This window comes from Cryobacterium sp. AP23, from assembly GCF_054075385.1.
Window position 1 is genome coordinate 539,353 of sequence record NZ_CM133415.1, and the last position, 19,974, is coordinate 559,326.

At 66.5% G+C, this 19,974-nt stretch carries 17 protein-coding genes; 8 read left to right on the top strand and 9 right to left on the bottom strand.

Annotated elements, in window-relative coordinates; all coding sequences use genetic code 11:
* Positions 1-116 precede the first annotated feature (116 nt).
* On the bottom strand, positions 117-2,603 hold the full coding sequence (locus ACU5E9_RS02545; RefSeq protein WP_456812080.1) for a DNA gyrase/topoisomerase IV subunit A: 2,487 nt from the start codon (positions 2,601-2,603) through the stop codon (positions 117-119).
* Between the two features lie 112 nt (positions 2,604-2,715).
* Here ACU5E9_RS02545 and ACU5E9_RS02550 point away from each other — a divergent pair, with 112 nt between their 5' ends.
* On the top strand, positions 2,716-3,852 hold the full coding sequence (locus ACU5E9_RS02550; protein WP_456812081.1) for an alkaline phosphatase family protein: 1,137 nt from the start codon (positions 2,716-2,718) through the stop codon (positions 3,850-3,852).
* 63 nt (positions 3,853-3,915) lie between these two features.
* Here the strand turns inward: ACU5E9_RS02550 and ACU5E9_RS02555 are convergent, their stop codons facing one another.
* The gene (locus ACU5E9_RS02555; protein WP_456812082.1) at positions 3,916-4,512 is read right to left on the bottom strand and encodes a DUF3043 domain-containing protein; all 597 of its coding nucleotides are present in this window, start codon (positions 4,510-4,512) and stop codon (positions 3,916-3,918) included.
* Between the two features lie 39 nt (positions 4,513-4,551).
* On the opposite strand from ACU5E9_RS02555, the gene ACU5E9_RS02560 reads away from it, so the two are divergent.
* The 5 genes from ACU5E9_RS02560 to ctaF all read left to right on the top strand — a co-directional run bounded on the left by ACU5E9_RS02560 (position 4,552) and on the right by ctaF (position 9,762).
* Positions 4,552-5,988, top strand: a complete 1,437-nt coding sequence (locus ACU5E9_RS02560) for a M20/M25/M40 family metallo-hydrolase (RefSeq protein ID WP_456812083.1) — start codon at positions 4,552-4,554, stop codon at positions 5,986-5,988.
* Between the two features lie 126 nt (positions 5,989-6,114).
* On the top strand, positions 6,115-6,471 hold the full coding sequence (locus tag ACU5E9_RS02565) for a HesB/IscA family protein (protein WP_456812084.1): 357 nt from the start codon (positions 6,115-6,117) through the stop codon (positions 6,469-6,471).
* A gap of 235 nt (positions 6,472-6,706) precedes the next feature.
* On the top strand, positions 6,707-7,594 hold the full coding sequence (gene ctaC, locus ACU5E9_RS02570; protein WP_456812085.1) for an aa3-type cytochrome oxidase subunit II: 888 nt from the start codon (positions 6,707-6,709) through the stop codon (positions 7,592-7,594).
* Between the two features lie 2 nt (positions 7,595-7,596).
* A complete protein-coding gene (gene ctaD, locus ACU5E9_RS02575) occupies positions 7,597-9,339 on the top strand; it encodes an aa3-type cytochrome oxidase subunit I (RefSeq protein WP_456812086.1) in 1,743 nt (580 codons plus the stop codon).
* Positions 9,340-9,762: an aa3-type cytochrome oxidase subunit IV gene (gene ctaF / locus ACU5E9_RS02580; RefSeq protein ID WP_456812087.1), complete on the top strand. Its 423-nt coding sequence runs from the start codon at positions 9,340-9,342 to the stop codon at positions 9,760-9,762. It abuts the gene before it with no gap.
* Between the two features lie 66 nt (positions 9,763-9,828).
* Here ctaF and ACU5E9_RS02585 read toward each other — a convergent pair whose 3' ends face one another.
* The 5 genes from ACU5E9_RS02585 to ctaE all read right to left on the bottom strand — a co-directional run bounded on the left by ACU5E9_RS02585 (position 9,829) and on the right by ctaE (position 14,982).
* Positions 9,829-10,611 carry a methyltransferase domain-containing protein gene (locus ACU5E9_RS02585; protein WP_456812088.1) on the bottom strand — a complete coding sequence of 261 codons (783 nt, stop codon included), beginning with the start codon at positions 10,609-10,611 and terminating at the stop codon, positions 9,829-9,831.
* A 136-nt stretch (positions 10,612-10,747) separates the two neighbouring features.
* Entirely contained in the window at positions 10,748-12,346 is a 1,599-nt protein-coding gene (gene qcrB / locus ACU5E9_RS02590; protein WP_456813484.1) for a cytochrome bc1 complex cytochrome b subunit, read from the bottom strand.
* Between the two features lie 14 nt (positions 12,347-12,360).
* A complete protein-coding gene (gene qcrA / locus ACU5E9_RS02595; RefSeq protein WP_456812089.1) occupies positions 12,361-13,434 on the bottom strand; it encodes a cytochrome bc1 complex Rieske iron-sulfur subunit in 1,074 nt (357 codons plus the stop codon).
* 81 nt (positions 13,435-13,515) lie between these two features.
* On the bottom strand, positions 13,516-14,328 hold the full coding sequence (gene qcrC / locus ACU5E9_RS02600) for a cytochrome bc1 complex diheme cytochrome c subunit (protein WP_456812090.1): 813 nt from the start codon (positions 14,326-14,328) through the stop codon (positions 13,516-13,518).
* Between the two features lie 24 nt (positions 14,329-14,352).
* Entirely contained in the window at positions 14,353-14,982 is a 630-nt protein-coding gene (gene ctaE / locus ACU5E9_RS02605; protein ID WP_456812091.1) for an aa3-type cytochrome oxidase subunit III, read from the bottom strand.
* 142 nt (positions 14,983-15,124) lie between these two features.
* On the opposite strand from ctaE, the gene trpD reads away from it, so the two are divergent.
* Positions 15,125-16,177 (top strand): anthranilate phosphoribosyltransferase, encoded by a 1,053-nt coding sequence (trpD, locus tag ACU5E9_RS02610; RefSeq protein WP_456812092.1) that lies wholly within the window; start codon positions 15,125-15,127, stop codon positions 16,175-16,177.
* Positions 16,178-16,306: 129 nt separating this feature from the next.
* Here trpD and glpK read toward each other — a convergent pair whose 3' ends face one another.
* Together glpK and ACU5E9_RS02620 are read right to left on the bottom strand one after the other, a co-directional pair.
* The gene (gene glpK / locus ACU5E9_RS02615) at positions 16,307-17,821 is read right to left on the bottom strand and encodes a glycerol kinase GlpK (RefSeq protein WP_456812093.1); all 1,515 of its coding nucleotides are present in this window, start codon (positions 17,819-17,821) and stop codon (positions 16,307-16,309) included.
* Positions 17,822-17,965: 144 nt separating this feature from the next.
* The gene (locus tag ACU5E9_RS02620; RefSeq protein WP_456812094.1) at positions 17,966-18,685 is read right to left on the bottom strand and encodes an MIP/aquaporin family protein; all 720 of its coding nucleotides are present in this window, start codon (positions 18,683-18,685) and stop codon (positions 17,966-17,968) included.
* A 283-nt stretch (positions 18,686-18,968) separates the two neighbouring features.
* Here ACU5E9_RS02620 and dhaK point away from each other — a divergent pair, with 283 nt between their 5' ends.
* Complete coding sequence (gene dhaK / locus ACU5E9_RS02625) at positions 18,969-19,970, top strand: dihydroxyacetone kinase subunit DhaK (protein ID WP_456812095.1); 1,002 nt, start codon at positions 18,969-18,971, stop codon at positions 19,968-19,970.
* The last annotated feature ends 4 nt before the right edge of the window (positions 19,971-19,974 follow it).

The window sequence follows — 19,974 nt, forward strand, 5'->3', positions numbered from 1 at the left end:
CGCCGCCGGCAACCGCCGACCGCCGACCGCTGACTGCGCCCTTACTGTTCCCATTCCGGACAAATGGTCCCGGTGTGCCGGGCGCAATTGTCCGCATGGGGAACAGTTGGAGCGGGTCAGCCCAGGCCGACGCCGATGCCGGAGCCGATCGAGCCGATGACGGCGTCGAGCATGGTGCCGGAAGCATCCCGGCGTGCACCGGCCTCCGGCAGCACCCGCGGCGAGCCTTCGGCGCCGAGCGCGCGAGCCGGTGCGCCACCGACCCAGGCGAGGGCGAGAGTGTCCTCACCCTTGAGGAACCGGTGCGAGCGCACACCTCCGGTGGCGCGGCCCTTGGCCGGGTACTCGGTGAAGGCTGACACCTTCGCGCTGCCCGGATCGGTTCCCGGCAGAGTCTGGCTGCTCGCGGCGATCGTCGCGACGACGGCGTCCTCGGCGTCGGCGGCGGCGAGGCTGGTGAAGAAGACCACCCGGGCCTCCGGGCTCAGCTTGATCCCGGCCATACCGCCGGCGGTGCGGCCCTGCGGGCGCACGACTGCGGCCGGGAACCGCAGCAGCTGGGCATCCGAAGTGACGAACACAAGTTCGTCGTCCTCCGCACCCTGCACCGCACCGATGACCTCGTCACCGGGCTTGAGCGCGATGATCTCGAAGTCAGGCTTGTTGGCCCAGTCGTTGGGGGTGAGGCGTTTGACGATGCCCTGCTTGGTGCCGAGCACGATCGCCCGGTCGCTGGCGAGTGACACGAGGGCGAGGACCACTTCGCCGCCGCTTCCGAGGGACAGGTAGTCGCGCACGCGCACGCCGGCGGCGAGCTGGATCGACGTCGGCGGCATCACCGGCAGGTCGACGGGGGAGAAGCGGATGAGCCGGCCGCGGTTCGTGACCGCACCGATCTCGGTACGGCTGGAGGTGTCTAGCGCGCTCAGCACGGCGTCGTGCTTGCTGCGGCGATGCGCGGGCAGGATACGTTCGGCCTGGTCGTCGCCCGTCTGCGGCAGGTCGACCCTGGCGATGCGGCCCGTCGTGCTCAGGTACACCCGGGTGGGAGTATCGCTGACCTCGAGAACGGCGGCGCTGCGCTTCGCGGCGGCGCCGGCGATGCTCGGCCGAGCCTCGGTGAGCAGGGTGCGGCGCGGGGTACCGAAACGGTCCGACACGGTGGCGAGCTCGTCCGAGACGAGGGTGCGGATGGCCTGCTTGCTGGCGAGCAGGGCCTCGAGCTCGCGGATCTCGGCGAGCAGCTGGTCCCGCTCGGCCTCCAGCTCGATCCGGGAGAACTTGGTGAGCCGGCGCAACCGCAGCTCGAGGATGTATTCGGCCTGGATCTGGCTAAGGTCGAACACGTCGATCAGGCGAACGCGGGCCTGTTCGGTGTCGTCGCTGGCGCGGATCACCTGGATGACCTCGTCGATGTCGAGGATCGCGATGAGCAACCCCTCAACCAGGTGCAGCCGTTCGCGGCGGCGGGCGAGCCGGTAGGCGGAGCGCCGGGTAACGACATCCACCCGGTGGTTGACGTACACCTGCAGGAGTTCCACCAGCCCGAGCGTCTGCGGGCCGCCGTTCACCAGGGCCACGGCGTTGATGTTGAAAGAGTCCTCGAGCGGGGTGACCCGGTAGAGCTGTTCGAGCACGGCTTCGGGGCTGAAGCCGGTCTTGATGCCGATCACCAGGCGCAGGCCCTTGGTGCGGTCGGTGAGGTCGGTGACGTCGGAGATGCCGCTGAGCTTCTTGGAGTTGACGCCGTCCTTGATCTTCTCGATCACGCGTTCGGGGCCGACGAGGTAGGGCAACTCGGTGACGACCAGGCCGGACTTGCGGGCGGTGATCGCTTCCACCGACACCTTGGCGCGGGTCTTGAAGCTGCCCCGGCCGGTCAGGTAGGCGTCCTTGATGCCGGCCAGTCCCACGATGGTGCCACCGGTGGGCAGGTCGGGCCCGGGCACGAACTCCATCAGCTCGTCCAGGGTGGCGCGGGGATGGGCGAGGAGGTGCCTGGCCGCGCCGACGACCTCGACCAGGTTGTGCGGGGCCATATTCGTGGCCATGCCGACGGCGATGCCGCTGGCACCGTTGACGAGCAGGTTCGGGTACGCGGCCGGCAGCACGTCCGGCTGGGTGAGCTGGTTGTCGTAGTTGGGCACGAAGTCCACGACGTCTTCGTCGAGGTGCTCGGTCATCGACAGGGCGGGGGCCGCGAGGCGGGCCTCGGTGTACCGGGGCGCGGCGGGCCCGTCGTCGAGGGAACCGAAGTTGCCGTGCCCGTCGATGAGCGGCACGCGCAGGGTGAACGCCTGCGCCATCCGCACCATGGCGTCGTAGATGGCCGTGTCACCGTGCGGGTGCAGCTTGCCCATCACCTCGCCGACCACTCGCGCCGACTTGACGTGGCCGCGGTCCGGCCGCAGCCCCATTTCGCTCATCTGGTACAGGATGCGGCGCTGCACCGGCTTGAGGCCGTCCCTGGCGTCCGGCAGTGCGCGCGAATAGATCACCGAATAGGCGTATTCGAGGAACGATCCCTGCATCTCCGTGGAGACATCGACGTCTTCGATGCGCTCGGTGGATGCGGCGGGCACGGTTTTGTCTGAGCGGCTCATTCGTAGATTCTGCTGAGGTGGCACGGGGCCGGCACGGCCGGTTGCACCAGGCTGATGCGCACGAAACGTACGCTACGTACTGTGCGGCCCGGTCTATGTCAGACTGGGCCAGATGCCCCCTATGTTACCGGTCCGGCCCTTCAGCGCCGTTCGCCTTGCCGACGTCCTGACAAGTTCGCTGGCGTCGCTGCAGGCCGGAGCCAATCCCCTCGGCCTGCCACCGGCGGCCAAGGCGGTCGTGGTGCTGGCGGATGGCCTGGGCATCAGCAGCCTGCGGGCGCGCGCCGGGCACGCCCGGTTCCTCACCGGCCACCTGGGCAAGTCCGACGTCGTCGACGGGGTCTTCCCCGCGACAACGGCCGCCGGCATCGCGTCCCTCACCACCGGCACAGCGCCAGGGACCCACGGGCTGGTCGGATACAAGGTCTTCGACGCGGCGAACGACCGGGTCGTCAACCAGCTCACCGGCTGGGACGACCGGATGGAACCGTCGAACTGGCAGAACCAGCCGACGGTGTTCGACCGCGCTGCCGAAGCCGGCATTCCCAGCTTCGCGGTGGGACCCAAGCGGTTCACGGCGTCCGGCTTCAGCCAGGCCGTGCTGCGCGGCGCCGCCTACGTGCCGGCGGAAACGATCGCGGCCCGTTTCGCCGCCGCCAGGGAGATCTTCGACGCCGAACCCCGTGCGCTCATCTACCTGTACGTGCCGGAACTCGACATCAACGCGCATGCGCATGGCTGGGAGTCGGATCGCTGGCTCGCACAGCTGGAGAGCCTGGACTCCGAGGCGGCCGCGTTCGCCGGCACCCTGCGCAAGGACGAGGGCATGATCCTGACCGCTGACCACGGCGTCGTCGACGTGCCCGCCGCCAAGCAGGTGCTCTTCGACACCGTTCCGGAACTCGTCCGGGGAGTGCGCCACATCGGCGGCGACCCGCGGTGCCTGCAGCTCTACACCGAACCCGGTGTGGATGCCGACGCCCTGGCCGACGCCTGGCGAACGGTGGAGGGGGAGCGGGCGTGGATCTTCACCCGGGCCCAGGCCGTTGCCGAGGGCCTGTTCGGGGCCGTGCGGCCCGACGCCCTCGACCGGATCGGCGACGTCATCGTGGCGGCACGGAAGCTCGTCGCCTACTACGATTCCCGCGAACCCAACCAGTCCGCCCGCAGCATGGTCGGCCAGCACGGGTCGCTGACCGACGAGGAGCTGCGCGTGCCGGTCGTCCGGCTGGGCGCGTACCGGCGCTGACCGGCTCACACTGAAACACCCCCCTGAGCAGGCTCAGGGGGGTGTTCGGTGTGGTGCGGGGGATCAGGCCGGGTATTCGCCGCGCTTGACCTGCGGCTTCGGCAGGCGCATAACGCGCAACTGCAGGGCCCGCATGGCCGCGTACCAGCGGACCTTCTCGGCCCGGTCCGAGCCGAACTTCGCCTCGATCTTCTTGGTGAGGATGAAGCCGAGGATGACGCAGTCGACGATCGCGACGAGGAAGAACGCCCACAGAGCCAGGATGCCGTAGGTCTGCACGTTCGGGTCGGGGAAGAACGTGAGCAGAATCACCAGGAACATCACCGGGATCATGAATTCGCCGACGTTGAACCGGGCGTCGATGTAGTCGCGGGCGAACCGCTTCTGCGGTCCACGCTCGCGCATCGGCAGGTACTTGTCTTCACCGGCGGCCATGCCGAGGCGGGCCTTCTCGCGGGCCTCGGCCGACTTCGCCCGAGCCTGCTTGGCGGCGAGCTTGCGGTCGTCCGGCACGAGCGGGCGCTTGTTCGCGGCTTCCTGCACGCGCCGGCTGGGCGTCGGCTGGCCCTTGCCGGTCGGAGCGCCGGCCAACCGGGCCTTCGTCTCGTCGACGGTCTCGGCCGACGGTTCTGCGCCGGGAGTTACAGGTTGCTTAGCCACATCAGTTCCTTGCAGTCAGGTTGCCTTAAGATTACTCGCATGACGGATACCGTGCAGACAGGTTCAGTAAACAGCCAGCCGGATGCGGCCGGTCCCCTCGAGGCGGAGCTGCGCTCGGCCGTTGAGAAGGAACTCCCGCGCACCGTGGCCGACCTGTGCGCACTGGTGCGGATCCCGTCGGTGTCCTGGGCGGCGTTCGACCGGTCCGAGGTGCGCGCGAGCGCCGACGCCGTTGCCGCCCTGGTGCGGGATATCGGTGTCTTCGACTCCGTCGTCGTGACCCAGGCCGGCATTCCCGGCACGGACGAGCCGGGCCAACCCGCTGTCCTCGCCACCCGCGCCGCCAAGAACGGCCGGCCCACGGTGCTGCTCTACGCCCACCACGATGTGCAGCCGCCCGGGCAGGATGACCACTGGGAGTCCCCACCGTTCGAACCCACCCTGCGCGGCGACCGGCTCTACGGCCGGGGCGCCGCCGACGACAAGGCCGGCGTGATGGCGCACGTCGCCGCCCTCCGCGGACTCGTCACGGCCACGGACGGTGACATCGACCTGGGCCTGGCCCTGTTCATCGAGGGCGAGGAGGAGTTCGGCAGCCGGTCCTTCGCCACCTTCCTCACCGAGAACCGGGACGCGCTCCGCGCCGACGCGATCGTTGTGGCCGACTCCAACAACTGGGACATCGACACCCCGGCCATCACCATCGGACTGCGCGGCAACGTCACGTTCCGGCTGACCGTGAGCACCCTGGCTCACGCCTCCCACTCCGGTATGTTCGGCGGGGCGGTGCCGGATGCCATGATGGCGACCATCCTTCTGCTGGGTACCCTGTACGCCGCCGACGGATCCGTCGCCATCGACGGCCTCACCAGCCACGACGCATCCACCCCGCCATACGAGGAATCCGCGCTTCGGCAGGAGACCGGCCTGCTCGACGGGGTCTCTCCGATCGGTCACGGTTCCATCCTGAGCCGGATCTGGTCGCAGCCGTCCCTGACCGTCACCGGCATCGACGCGCCGACAGTCGCGAATGCCTCCAACACGCTCACCCCGTCGGTCAGCGTCCAGATCAGCGTGCGCATCGCACCCGGCCAGTCCGCCCAGGAAGCGGCTGCCTTCATCGAGACGCACCTGCGCTCGCACGCCCCCTTCGGCGCGCAGATCGAGATCGACGACCTCGACACCGGGGAACCGTTCCTGGTGGACACCAGCGGCTGGGCCGTCGCGGACACGCGGCAGGCGATGACGGCGGCGTGGGGTGTTGAACCCGTCGACATCGGCGTGGGCGGTTCCATTCCGTTCATCGCCGACCTCGTACGGGAGTTCCCGGAGGCGCAGATCCTGGTCACCGGGGTGGAAGACCCGGATTCGCGGGCGCACAGCCCCAACGAGTCCCTCCACTTGGGCGTTTTCAAGCGGGCCGTCCTGAGCGAGGCCTTCCTCCTGGGCCGCCTGAACGCCCGCACCGGCCACTGACCACGACCCGCACGGACATTCCAGCGCACACACGGGATCGGCGGTTACACTAGGACGAGATTCGCCGGCCGAACCCCGCGCATGGGACGCTCACCGAAGCGAAACCGGATAATACCGAGGAGTACCATGACCGACACGATCGAAACCAGCACCACCGCCCACGGCGTCGGTCTTACCGATGTCGCCGCCGCGAAGGTGCGCAGCTTGCTCACCCAGGAAGGACGCGAAGACCTTCGTCTCCGCGTCGCCGTGCAGCCTGGTGGCTGCTCCGGCCTGATCTACCAGCTGTACTTCGACGAGCGCACCCTCGAGGGCGACGCTGTCAGGGACTACGACGGTGTCGAGGTCGTCGTCGACAAGATGAGCGTTCCGTACCTGGAGGGCGCCTCGATCGACTTCGAGGACACCATTCAGAAGCAGGGTTTCACCATCGACAACCCGAACGCCGGCGGCAGCTGCGCCTGTGGAGATTCCTTCCACTAAGAGCAACCCACCTCACTGAAGGAGACCATCCGTTGGGTGGTCTCCTTCAGCTGTCTCACGACGCGCAGAAACGGCCCGGAACAGGCCCTTCGACCCTGTTAGCTGGGCTGCCGACCGGCGGATAATTGCGACGGGCCCGTCGATCGTGCACAGAGTAGGGACCCGCGCGGAGTAGGCTAATGATGATAAACGCACTTCCTGTGTAGTGCCCTCACGTCTCCCCGAAAGGTCACCGGTGCTCAAAAACCGCCGTCTCCGATGGGCCGTCATCCCGGTCGCAGCAACTCTCGCCTTCGTCCTGGCCGGATGCACCCAGGCTCAACTCCACGGATACCTGCCCGGCTTCGAGGAGGGTGAGTCCCCGGTAACGAACAACACCGAGCGGGTCGCCGGTCTCTGGACCACCTCCTGGATCGTGCTGCTCATCGTCGGTCTCATCACCTGGGGCCTGACCATCTGGGCCGTCGTCGTGTACCGGCGCCGCAAGGGCCAGACCGGCCTGCCCGTGCAGCTGCGCTACAACATGCCCATCGAGATCTTCTACACGATCGTGCCGCTGATCCTGGTGCTGGGTTTCTTCGCGTTCACCGCCCGCGACCAGAACGCCATCGAGGCCCGCTTCGATGAGCCCGACGTGCAGATCGAGGTCATCGGCAAGCAGTGGGCCTGGGACTTCAACTACGTCACCGACGACGTGTTCACCCAGGGCATCCAGGGCCAGCCCGACCTCGAGGGGGAGAAGGGCGCGCTCGTCGAGTCCGAGATTCCCACCCTGGTGCTGCCGGTCGGTAAGAAGATCGAAATCGCCCTCGAAGCTCGTGACGTCATCCACTCCTTCTGGGTCATCGACTTCCTCTACAAGAAGGACATGATCCCCGGCAAGACCAACTACATGTCGGTCATCCCGGAGCGCATCGGCACCTACGCCGGAAAGTGCGCTGAACTCTGCGGCGAGTACCACTCGCTGATGCTCTTCAACGTCGAGGTCGTCTCAGAGGCCGACTACGAGACGTACGTCGAGTCCCTCCGGGCCGCCGGCAACGACGGTCAGGTCTCCAACGAGTACGACCGCAACTCGAATCTCCCGGGCACCGAGGCCCCCTCGGCTGAGGAAGGCAACTGAACATGAGCACCACAACAGCTCCGGCGGGCGCACCCGCCGCTGCCGCTTCCCCGGCCCCGCGCCCCACCGGCGTCGACCGTAAGGGCAACGTCATCGTCCGGTGGATCACCTCCACCGACCACAAGGTCATCGGGTACATGTACCTGATCACCTCGTTCATCTACTTCTGCCTCGGCGGCGTGATGGCGCTCGTGATGCGCGCGCAACTGTTCGAGCCCGGCCTGAACATCGTGCAGACCAAGGAACAGTACAACCAGCTCTTCACCATGCACGGCACGATCATGCTGCTGATGTTCGCGACGCCGCTGTTCTTCGGCTTCGCCAACGCGCTGATGCCGCTGCAGATCGGCGCCCCCGACGTTGCCTTCCCGCGGTTGAACGCCTTCTCGTTCTGGTTGTTCTTCTTCGGCAGCCTGATCGCCGTCGGCGGCTTCCTCACCCCGCAGGGAGCGGCATCGTTCGGCTGGTTCGCCTACCAACCGTTGGCGAGCACCACGTTCTCGCCGGGAATCGGCGGTAATCTCTGGATGGTGGGGCTCGGACTCTCCGGCTTCGGCACCATCCTCGGTGGCGTGAACTTCATCACCACGGTCATCACCATGCGCGCGCCCGGCATGACGATGTTCCGGATGCCGATCTTCACCTGGAACATCCTCGTCACGTCGCTGCTCGTGCTGATGGCCTTCCCGGTCCTCGCCGCCGCCATGCTCGCCGCCGCCAGCGACCGGATCTTCCTCTCCCACATCTACGACCCGGCCAACGGTGGAGCCATCCTCTGGCAGCACCTGTTCTGGTTCTTCGGCCACCCCGAGGTGTACATCATCGCGCTGCCGTTCTTCGGCATCGTGTCCGAGGTCTTCCCGGTCTTCAGCCGCAAGCCGATCTTCGGTTACAAGACCCTGATCTACGCCACCATCTCCATTGCGGCGCTCTCCGTCACGGTGTGGGCGCACCACATGTACGTCACCGGTTCGGTGCTGCTGCCGTTCTTCTCCTTGATGACGATGCTCATCGCGGTGCCCACCGGTGTGAAGATCTTCAACTGGATCGGCACGATGTGGCGCGGCTCGATCACGTTCGAGACCCCCATGCTCTGGGCGATCGGCTTCCTGATCACGTTCACCTTCGGTGGCCTGACCGGCGTGATCCTGGCATCGCCGCCGCTGGACTTCCACGTCTCCGACACCTACTTCGTCGTGGCGCACTTCCACTACGTGGTCTTCGGTACCGTCGTGTTCGCCATGTTCAGCGGGTTCTACTTCTGGTGGCCCAAGTGGACCGGCAAGATGCTCAACGAGCGCCTGGGCAAGTGGCACTTCTGGCTGTTGTTCATCGGCTTCCACACCACATTCCTCGTGCAGCACTGGCTCGGCGTGGTGGGCATGCCCCGCCGGTACGCCTCTTACCTGCCCGATGACGGCTTCACCTGGATGAACCAGGTGTCGACCATCGGTTCGATGATCCTCGCCGTGTCGATGATCCCGTTCTTCCTGAACGTGTACATCACGGCCCGCAACGCACCCAAGGTCACCGTGAACGACCCGTGGGGCTACGGCGCCTCGCTGGAGTGGGCCACATCCTGCCCGCCGCCGCGACACAACTTCACGTCGATCCCGCGGATCCGATCCGAGCGTCCCGCGTTCGACCTGAATCACCCGGAGGCCGGCATGCCCGTTGGCATCGGTCCGGCCAAGGACGCGCCCGACGCTCCGACGTACGACGCAGCATCGGAAGAGGTCAAGTAGATGAAAGCCAATATCAACCTCTACTGGATCCTCGCGGTCTTCTTCGCACTGCTCGCGGTCGCCTATGTCGTCTGGGGCCTCCTCGACCCGCTTCAGGGACACGTGGAATGGGTCGGCACCTTCGGCATCGCCCTGAGCGGTGTGCTGGTGGCGTTCGTCGCGTTCTACCTGTCCAAGGTGTTCCAGGCGCAGGGCGGGGACCTGCCCGAAGACCGGCTCGACGCCAACATCGACGACGGTGACCCGGAAATGGGCTTCTACAGCCCCTGGAGCTGGTGGCCGATCATGCTCGCAGCCAGCGCGGCCCTGCTCTTCCTGGGCCTGGCAGCAGGCTTCTGGATCGCGTTCATCGGCATCGGCATCGGCGTGATCAGCCTGGTCGGCTGGGTCTACGAGTACTACCGGGGCCTGTTCGCCCGCTAGACGTCCGCGCACATCAGGCGCCGTCAACCTCAGGGTTGGCGGCGCTTTGTCGTGTGCGCCGCGCGATCAGGACGCGGTGCGGCGGAAGGCCAGGAGGCGGAAGGCGACGGTTACCGGCCTGGCCGCCGCAGGGTCCTCAGCCGACCCCGGTCCCTCCGGAGAGCGCGGATGGTGGGCGGAGGGCCCCATCCCGATCAGGGCGGTGACGTCGGCGGGGGAGAGGGAGAGCACGGCGGAAAGATCCCGGCTGTGCTCCAGGTTGAACAGGCCCGTCAGACTGGCGGTCAGGTCCGCCGTCTTGTTCTCGTGCACGTCCAGGGCCAGGCCATCCGCGCGCAGTTCCTGCAGGTGGGTCGGATGCGGCACCACCACGGCCAGGAGGCCGCCCGGCACCACGATGCGGTGGAATTCGGCCGGGTTGCGTGGTGCGAAGACGTTGATGAGCACGTCGGCGGCGCCGTCCCGGACGGGCAGGGGCGACCAGACGTCCGCGACCAGGCCTGCGGTGTGGCTGCCGGGCGCCTGCAGAGCGGCACGTACCGTGCGAGCGACGGCGGGGGCGGAGAGGTCGACGGCCAGCGCGCTCAGTTCACCGGCTCCCGGACCGCCGGCGGCCGGCAGTGTCCGGGCGAGGGCGGCCAGGACGCCCCTGAGGTAGTAGCCGGTGCCGCAGCCGATATCTATCACCCGGTGGGCGGATTCGGCCGCTACGAGGTCGCTGAGGGCCGTGCGGAGGTCGGCGTACCAGCCGCGCTCCAGGAACATGTCCCTGGCATCCAGCATCGCGGGGGAGTCGCCGATCAGCCGGCGGGAGCCGGCTATCAGCGAGGCGTACCCTCGCCGGTTCACGTCGAAGCGGTGACCGTTCGGGCAGGACAGCACGAGCGGGTCAGCCGGTTGCAGGTCGGCAAAACAGTTCGGGCACCGCAGCCACTCCGACAGAGTCGTGAGTGGCAGCGGTGCCCGAACCGGCTGCACCGTGGAATCAGTGGTGATCGCCGTGGCTCTCTTCCAGTTCCTTGCTGCCGACCGGAGCGATCCGATCTTCGAAGAACCACCGGGACAGGCCGGCCCGTACCCGCTGCGCGGGCGAAATCTTGCCCTTGGCGTTCGGGGTCAGGGTGAGCGGCTTGTAGTCGGCGTAGCTGACCAGCTTCCAGCGCTCGTACTCGTCGACGGGCTGGTGCACCTCGATGTATTCGCCGCCGGGCAGGCGCACGATGCGGCCGGACTCGTAACCGTGCAGAACGATCTCGCGATCCTTCTTCATCAGGGCCAGGCAGACGCGCTTGGTGATGAAGTACGCGATGAACGGGCCGAGGATGACAATGGCCTGGAGGGTGTGGATGACCCCCTCCATGGTGAGCTTGAAGTGCGTCGCGATGATGTCCGACGATGCCGCCGCCCAGAGGCCGGCGTAGAACGTGACACCGGCCGCGCCGATGGCGGTGCGGGTCGGGGCGTTGCGCGGACGGTCCAGCACGTGGTGTTCGCGCTTGTCGCCGGTGACCCAAGCCTCGAGGAACGGGTAGGACAGCACCACGCCGATGAACAGGCCCAGGCCCACGAGGGGGATGAGGATGTTGAACGAGTAGGTGTGACCGAAGATCACCCATTCCAACCCCGGCGGGATCAGGCGAAGGGCACCATCGGCGAAGCCGATGTACCAGTCGGGCTGGGTTCCTGCCGAAACGGGGGACGGGTCGTAGGGCCCGTAATTCCAGATCGGGTTGATCGTGAAGAACGAGGCAAGCAGCATAACGACGCCGAAGACGATGAAGAAGAACCCACCAGCCTTGGCGGCGTAGACCGGCAGGACCGGATAGCCGACGACGTTGTTGTTGGTGCGACCCGCTCCGGGGTACTGGGTGTGCTTGTGCACGACCACGAAGAGCAGGTGCAGCGCGATCAGCGCGACGATGATGGCGGGCAGCAACAGGATGTGCAGGGAGTAGAGCCGGCCGACGATGTCGGTTCCAGGGAACTCGCCGCCGAAGAGCAGGAACGAGATCCAGGTACCGACGACGGGGATTCCCTTGACCATTCCGTCGATGATCCGCAGGCCGTTACCGGAGAGCAGGTCGTCGGGGAGGGAGTAGCCGGTGAAGCCCTCGGCCATGGCCAGGATGAAGAGCACGAAGCCGATCACCCAGTTGAGCTCGCGCGGCTTGCGGAAGGCGCCGGTGAAGTAGATGCGGAGCATGTGCAGCCCGATGGAGGCCACGAACAGCAGCGCCGCCCAGTGGTGCACCTGGCGCATCAGCAGACCGCCGCGCACGTCGAAGGAGATGTCGAGGGAGGAGGCCATCGCGACCGACATCTCGACGCCCTTGAGGGGAACGTAGGAGCCGTCGTAGTGCACTTCCGCCATCGACGCCTGGAAGAAGAACGTCAGGAACGATCCCGACAGCAGGATGATGACGAAGCTGTACAGCGCGACCTCACCGAGCAGGAACGACCAGTGGTCGGGGAAGATCTTGCGACCCAGCTCCTTGACCGCGGTGGAAATGCTGGTGCGCTCGTCGAGGTAGTTCGCCGCGGCGCCAGTCAAGCCGCCGGACTTCTTCGTGTCGGCGGGTTTCATATCAGTTGTCGTACTCACTGTCGCTCCCAAAAGCTCGGTCCGACTGGTTCAAGGAAATCGCTCTGTGCAATCAAGTATCCCTCGGCATCCACCGCAATGGGTAGCTGGGGGAGCGGACGCTTGGCCGGTCCGAAGATGACCTTCGCGTGGTCGGCCACGTCGAACTGCGACTGGTGGCACGGGCACAGCAGGTGGTGCGTCTGCTGCTCGTACAGGCCGACCGGACACCCGACGTGGGTGCAGATCTTGGAGTACGCGACGATGCCGTCGTACGACCAGGATTCGCGTTCCGGGGACTGAATGAGGTCTTCCGGCTTCATCCTGACCATGATCACGGCCGACTTCGCCTTCTCCTCGAGCTTGCCGTGCTCGAGGTCCGTCAGGCCCTCGGGAATGACAGCGAACGAGGAGCCCAGGGTGACATCGGATGCCTTGATCGGGGTGCCGGAGGGGTCCAGGGTGAGCCGGGTGCCCTTCTCCCACATGGTCTGCTTGAGCAGCGCGACAGGGTCCTGGTCCTGCGGCGCGAGGCCGCGGAAAAGGACGACGGCCGGCAGCGGGAAGACGACGAGCGCGCCGATCAGGCTGTTGCGGATCAGGGTGCGGCGACCGAAGCCGGACTCCGTGTTCGCCTCCTGGAAGATCTCGACGGCGCGGGCGCGGGTTTCCTCGCTACCGCGAACCGGGTGGCGGATGTCGATGCCCTCTTCGTCGTGCATGAGCGCCTTGCCCCAGTGCACGGCGCCGATGCCGAGAGCCAGTAGCGCCAGCGCCAGGCCGATGCCGATGAAGAGGTTGTTCAGGCGAACGGAACCCGGGTCCTCCGGGACAATCGGGAAGAGCATGTACGCGGCGATCGCGAACACGCTGCCGACGATCGACAGGTAGAACAGGGTGTACACGGTGCGCTCGGCGCGCTTCTCCGCACGGGGGTCGAGGTCGGTGACCCTGGGCCGGTGGGGCGGGAAGCCGGGGTTGGCCACGGCGTCACGGGTGACGACGGCGGTACCCGCGGCGGCAGAACCGTGCTCGACGCTCGAGGAGTCGGCAGCGGTCAGGTCCTTCCCGCTGGTCTCATCGCTGGCCATTGTTCTCCTTCATGGGCGCTGTCTGTATTGACGCTGTCTGTGTTGACGCTGGTAGTAGTCGCTGTGTCATCCGGGTGCCGATCAATTCGATTTCGCCGTGATCCAGACGGTGAGGGCGACGATGGCGCCCAGACCGAAGATCCACAGGAAGAGGCCTTCGGACACCGGTCCGAGGGAACCCAGGGCGAATCCACCCGGTGACGGGTTGTTCTCCACGTACTTGAGGTACGTGATGATGTCGCGCTTGTCTTCGGGCGAGATGTTCATGTCGTTGAACACCGGCATGTTCTGCGGGCCGGTGAGCATGGCCTCGAAGATGTGCTGCGAGCTGACGCCGTCGAGGGAGGGCGCGTACTTGCCCTCGGTGAGGGCGCCGCCGGCACCGGCGACGTTGTGGCACATCGCGCAGTTGATGCGGAACAGTTCGGCACCGGCAGCGGCGTCACCTTGGGCATCCAGGTACTCGGCCTCCGGAATGGCGGGGCCGGGGGCGAGCGAGCCCACATAGGCGGCGAGGGCTGCGGTCTGTTCCTCGGTGAACTGGACCGGCTTGACCTCGGCCTGCGGACCGTTCATCTGCATGGGCATACGGCCGGTGCCGACCTGGAAGTCGACGGAAGCCTCTCCGACGCCGATCAGGCTGGGACCGGCAGTGGTCCCGTCGGCACTGAGGCCGTGGCAGGTCGCGCAGTTTGCGGCGAAGAGCTTCTCGCCCTCGGCCACGGTCTGCTGGGACGCGGTGTCTGTGGCCGCGCTTGCTGTGGTGGTGCTGAATACCGCGTAGGCGCCGCCGGTGAAGAGCAGGCCGATGGCGATGAGGGCAACGCTCGCGAGAGGGCTGCGCCGGCCGGAACGACGTGACGTGCCGTTGGTAGGTTTCTTAGTCCTGGGCATACTGAGTGTGTCCGCTCCTGCTTGTTATTTAAGAACGTAGATGACCAGGAAGAGCCCGATCCAGACGACGTCGACGAAGTGCCAGTAGTACGAAACCACGATGGCGCTGGTGGCTTCCTTGTGTCCGAAGTTCTTGACCGCGAAACCACGGCCGATCACGAGGAGGAAGGCGATGAGTCCGCCGGTCACGTGGATGCCGTGGAAACCGGTGGTGAGATAGAAGGCCGAACCGTAGGCGTTCGACGCGAGCGTCACACCCTCGGACACCAGAGTGGCGTACTCGAGGACCTGGCCGGAGACGAAGATGGCGCCAAGGGCGTAGGTGAGGAAGAACCACTCGACCATGCCCCACTGGCTGGGCTTCCAGCCCGTCGACCTGGCCTGCAGGCGTTCGGCGGCGAAGACGCCGAACTGGCAGGTGATGGAAGAGGAGACCAGGATCAGCGTGTTCACCAGTGCAAAGGTGAAGTTGTGCTTCTCGGTCTCGAACTGCCACAGCTCAGGAGAGGTGGAGCGCAGGGTGAAATAGATGGCAAACAGGCCGGCGAAGAACATGACCTCGCTGCCCAGCCAGACAATGGTGCCAACCGCCACGCTGTTGGGCCTGTTCACTACGGGGAGGGTCGCCCGAGGAGTAATTGAGGTCGTCGTCACTATTCCATTATGGCCGATTACTGCACAGGTTTTTCTCAACCTGAAGTGCCATACGTCCTGATTTGCAGGTTAGGTGACCCTAACTAGTGGCTGATGGGGGCGGAATTGCGGGGCTGTGAGCCGAGTTGATTACGATTGGGTCATGCTCGAATCCCAGTCCTGGCCAAATATTCTCGATGCCCTGCTGCGCGGGGAAGACCTGAGCGTCGCCGACGCCGCCTGGTGCATGGAACGCATCGTGCTGGGGGAGGCCACGCAGGCCCAGATTGCCGGGTTCCTGGTGGCGCTCCGAGCCAAGGGGGAGACGGTGGATGAGATCGTCGGTTTCCGTGATGCGATCCTGGACCACGCGGTACCTCTCAACGTCAATTCCATGGGGCTGGACATCGTTGGGACCGGCGGCGACCGGTTCGGGACGGTCAACGTGTCGACCATGGCGTCCATCGTCTGCGCCGCCGCGGGGGTCCCGGTCATCAAGCACGGCAACAAGGCGGCCAGCAGCGCATCCGGCTCCTCCGACGTGCTCGCCGCGCTCGGCATCGACCTCACGCTGTCCGCGGAGATCGTCGCCTCGGTGCTGGATTCCACCGGCATCACCTTCGCCTTCGCCGCCGCGTTCCACCCCGGCTTCCGGCACGCCGCGGCTGTCCGGGCCGAGCTCGGCATCCCGACCGTGTTCAACTTCCTCGGCCCGCTGGTGAACCCAGCCCGGCCGGAGGCGTCGGCGGTGGGCGTCGCCAACCTCGACCGGGTTCCGCTCTTCGTCGGCGTGTTCCAGACCAGGGGCGCGTCGGCTCTCGTGTTCCGGGGTGACGACGGACTGGACGAACTCACGACGACGGGCCACAGCCACGTCTGGGAGGTCTCCAGGGGCCTGGTGACCGAGCACGACATCGATCCCCGGGATTTGGGCATCCCGCGCGCCACGATCAGCCAGCTGGTCGGCGGTTCGCCCGAGCACAACGCTGGCGTGGTGCACGCGGTCCTGGCGGGGGAGACCGGTCCGGTGCGGGACATCGTGCTGCTGAACGCGGCTGCCGGCCTGGTGGCCTACGACCTGGCGCACGATCCCGCCCAGTCCCAGGTGAGCATCCTGGACCGGTTCCGGGCCAAGCTGCTCGTTGCGGCGGACGCCATCGACTCCGGCGCGGCGGCCGCCAAGCTCGCCCAGTGGGTAGAGGCCAGCCACGCCTGACCGGCATCCCGCGCGGTCGAGCACAACTCCTGCAGAATCGCCGATGGCCGGCCGCCCACCCCGTGATTCCGGGGCCGGCGGCCGGACTGGTGCGCATTCTGCAGGAGTTATGACTGCGACGGATGGTTGCTAGAGCACGTCCTCGTCGACCCAGCCGAAGGTCTTCGTGACGGCCTTCTTCCAGTTCCGCAGCTGGCGTGCGCTTTCCTCCTCGCCGAGCTGGGGCGTCCAGCGGCTGTCCTCCTGCCAGTTGGACCGCAGCTCGTCCAGCGTGCTCCAGAAGCCCACCGCGAGCCCGGCTGCATAGGCGGCGCCGAGCGCGGTGGTCTCGGCCACGACCGGGCGAACCACGGGCACGCCGATGATGTCGGCCTGGAACTGCATGAGCAGGTTGTTCTTGATCATGCCGCCGTCGACCTTGAGCTCGGTCAGTGGCACACCGGAGTCGGCGTTGACCGCGTCGAGCACCTCGCGGGTCTGGAAGGCCGTGGCCTCCAGTGCCGCCCGGGCGATGTGGCCCTTGTTCACGAACCGGGTGAGCCCAACGAGCGCACCGCGGGCATCCGAGCGCCAGTACGGGGCGAACAGGCCGCTGAACGCCGGCACGAAGTAGGCCCCGCCGTTGTCGTCGACAGTGGCTGCCAGTGTCTCGATCTCCTCGGAGGTGGTGATCATGCCGAGGTTGTCGCGCAGCCACTGCACCAGGGCGCCGGTGACGGCGATCGAGCCCTCGAGGGCGTAGTGCGGTTCGGCGTCGCCGAGCTTGTAGCCCAGCGTGGTGAGCAGGCCGTTCTTGGAGTGGATGATCTCGGTGCCGGTGTTGAAGATCAGGAAGTTACCGGTGCCGTAGGTGTTCTTGGCTTCGCCCTGGTCGAACGCGGCCTGGCCGAACGTGGCGGCCTGCTGGTCGCCGAGGATGCCCGCAACCGGGACCTCACGCAGGAGGCTCTGCGTGCTCACCGTGCCGTATACCTCGCTCGAGGATTTGATCTCGGGCAGCATCGACTTGGGCACGTTGAAGGCGGCGAGGATGTCGTCGTCCCACTGCAGGGTCTCGAGGTCCATGAACAGGGTGCGGCTGGCGTTGGTGACGTCGGTGGCGTGAACGCCGCCGTCGAGGCCGCCGGTGAGGTTCCACAGCACCCAGGTGTCGGTGGTGCCGAACATCAGGTCACCGGCCTCTGCCTTCTCCCTGGCGCCCTCGACGTTTTCCAGGATCCAGACGATCTTGGTGCCGGAGAAGTAGGTCGCCAGCGGCAGGCCGACCTTGGGCTTGAATCGCTCTACCCCGCCGTCGGCGGCCAGCCGGTCCACGATGGGCTGGGTGCGGGTGTCCTGCCAGACGATGGCGTTGTAGACGGGCTTGCCGGTCGTGCGGTCCCAGACCACGGCGGTCTCGCGCTGGTTGGTGATGCCGACGGCGGCGATGTCGTGCCGGGTGAGGTTGGCCTTGGAGAGCGCCTGGCCGATCACCTCACGGGTGTTGTCCCAGATTTCCATCGGGTCGTGTTCGACCCAGCCGGCGCGGGGGAAGATCTGCTCGTGCTCGAGCTGGCCGGTGGAGACGATCGACCCGGCGTGGTCGAAGATGATGGCGCGCGAACTCGTGGTGCCCTGGTCGATGGCGAGAACATACTTTGCCATGGTGTACCTCCTTGTACGTTGCATGATGGCTTGGACAAACTATAAAACCGTGCGGCGAATTCCGCGCGGGCATTACAGCGCCCCGATTCGCAGGCGCCGTGGGCAGCGAGGCAGGCCGGTCCGTTGCCGGACCGGCCTGCAGGGTTAGCCGATTGTGGGGAGCCAGATGAGCGAGGCCCACCCGGCGAGCAGCCCGCCGACGACGGGGCCGACGACCGGAACCCAGGAGTACGCCCAGTCCGAGGAGCCCTTTCCCTTGATCGGCAGCACGAAGTGCGCGATTCGAGGGCCGAGGTCACGAGCTGGGTTGATGGCGTACCCGGTCGGGCCACCGAGCGAGACGCCGATCACCAGAACGAGCAGGGCCACGGGCAGGGCGCCCAGGGCGCCGAGGCCACCGGCGGTATTGTTCTGATGGCTGAAGGTGAGGATGACGAAGACCAGCACGAAGGTGCCGATGACCTCGGTGACCAGGTTCCAGCCGTAGGAACGGATGGCGGGTCCGGTGGAGAACGTGCCGAGCTTGTTGGCCGGCTCCGGTTCCTCGTCGTAGTGCTGCTTGTACGCCAACCAGACCACGACGGCGCCGAGGAACGCGCCGAGGAACTCCCCGGCCAGATAGACGAGCACCGACAAGAAGTTCACCGGAACGTCCGCAGCACCGCCGAAGGTTTCGGCACCGGAGGCGACGAGGCCGAGGGTGACGGCCGGGTTGAGGTGCGCACCCGAGTTGTAGGCGACGAGCACGCCGGAGAAGACGGCAAAGGCCCAACCGAAGGTGACCATGAGGAAGCCGCCGCCGAAGCCCTTGTTCTTCGTCAAGGCAACGTTGGCCACCACGCCACAACCGAGGAGGACAAGCATCCCTGTGCCCAGCACCTCCGACAAAAACACAAGACCGATATTGTCCACGATGACCTTTCTTGTAGGGAGCGAGATGCCGGCAGAACCGGAGCAATCCCTTCGCGCTGCGCGAATGTGCAGTCACCATAGCGCGGCAGGGACGGATGCGAAACGGACCCGATTACGGGGATAACCTGCCTCTTACCGAGAGCGGTGGCAGCGCGTAGGTTGTGCGTGAGCCTGTTGTGGGTGCCCGGCACGAGTGTGCTCGTGCCGTTCGATTTCGCCGAACGAAGGAATGGTCATGAAAAAGCTTGTCAACGACCCGAAGAACGTTGTCGACGAAGCCGTCGCCGGATTCGGCGCGGCGCACGGTGACATCGTGCGAGTGTCCCTTGATCCCGTTTTCATCGTGCGCTCCGATGCGCCGGTTGCGGGCAAGGTCGGCATCGTCAGCGGCGGAGGCAGCGGGCACGAGCCGCTGCATGGCGGCTTCGTGGGTTTCGGCATGCTGGATGCGGCGGTTCCCGGAGCGGTCTTCACGTCGCCGACTCCCGACCCGATTCTCGCGGCCACCAAGGCCGTCGACAGCGGAGCCGGTGTGCTGCACATCGTGAAGAACTACACCGGAGACGTGCTGAACTTCGAAACGGCAGCCGACCTCGCCGAGGCCGACGAGATCGAGGTGCGCACGGTGATCGTCAACGACGACGTGGCGGTGAAAGATTCGCTCTACACGGCCGGGCGCAGGGGAGTGGCCGGCACCGTGCTGGTGGAGAAGATCGCGGGCGCTGCCGCTGAACGCGGGGATGACCTGTCCGCGGTGGCCACCGTCGCCGAGAAGGTGATTGGGCGGGTGCGCTCGATGGGTGTGGCCCTCACACCCTGCGTCGTGCCGCACGCGGGGGAGCCGAGCTTCACCCTGGCGGACGACGAGATCGAAATCGGCATCGGCATCCACGGAGAACCGGGGCGCGAGCGCATCAAGCTGGAACCCGCTGACGCCATCGTCGACCGGATCCTCGGCCCGATTCTCGACGACCTTCCCGTCAACCGTGGCGACAAGGTGCTGCTCTTCGTCAACGGAATGGGCGGGACCCCCCAGGTGGAGCTGTACATTGTATTTCGACGGGCCGCCGAAGTTCTCGCCGAACGCGGCATCGAGGTGACACGCACTCTCGTCGGCAATTTCACAACATCACTGGAGATGCAGGGCATGTCGATCACGGTTCTCACACTCGATGACGAGTTGACCGCCCTGTGGGACGCTCCGGTGCACACGGCCGCATTGCGGTGGGGAAAGTAGGGAA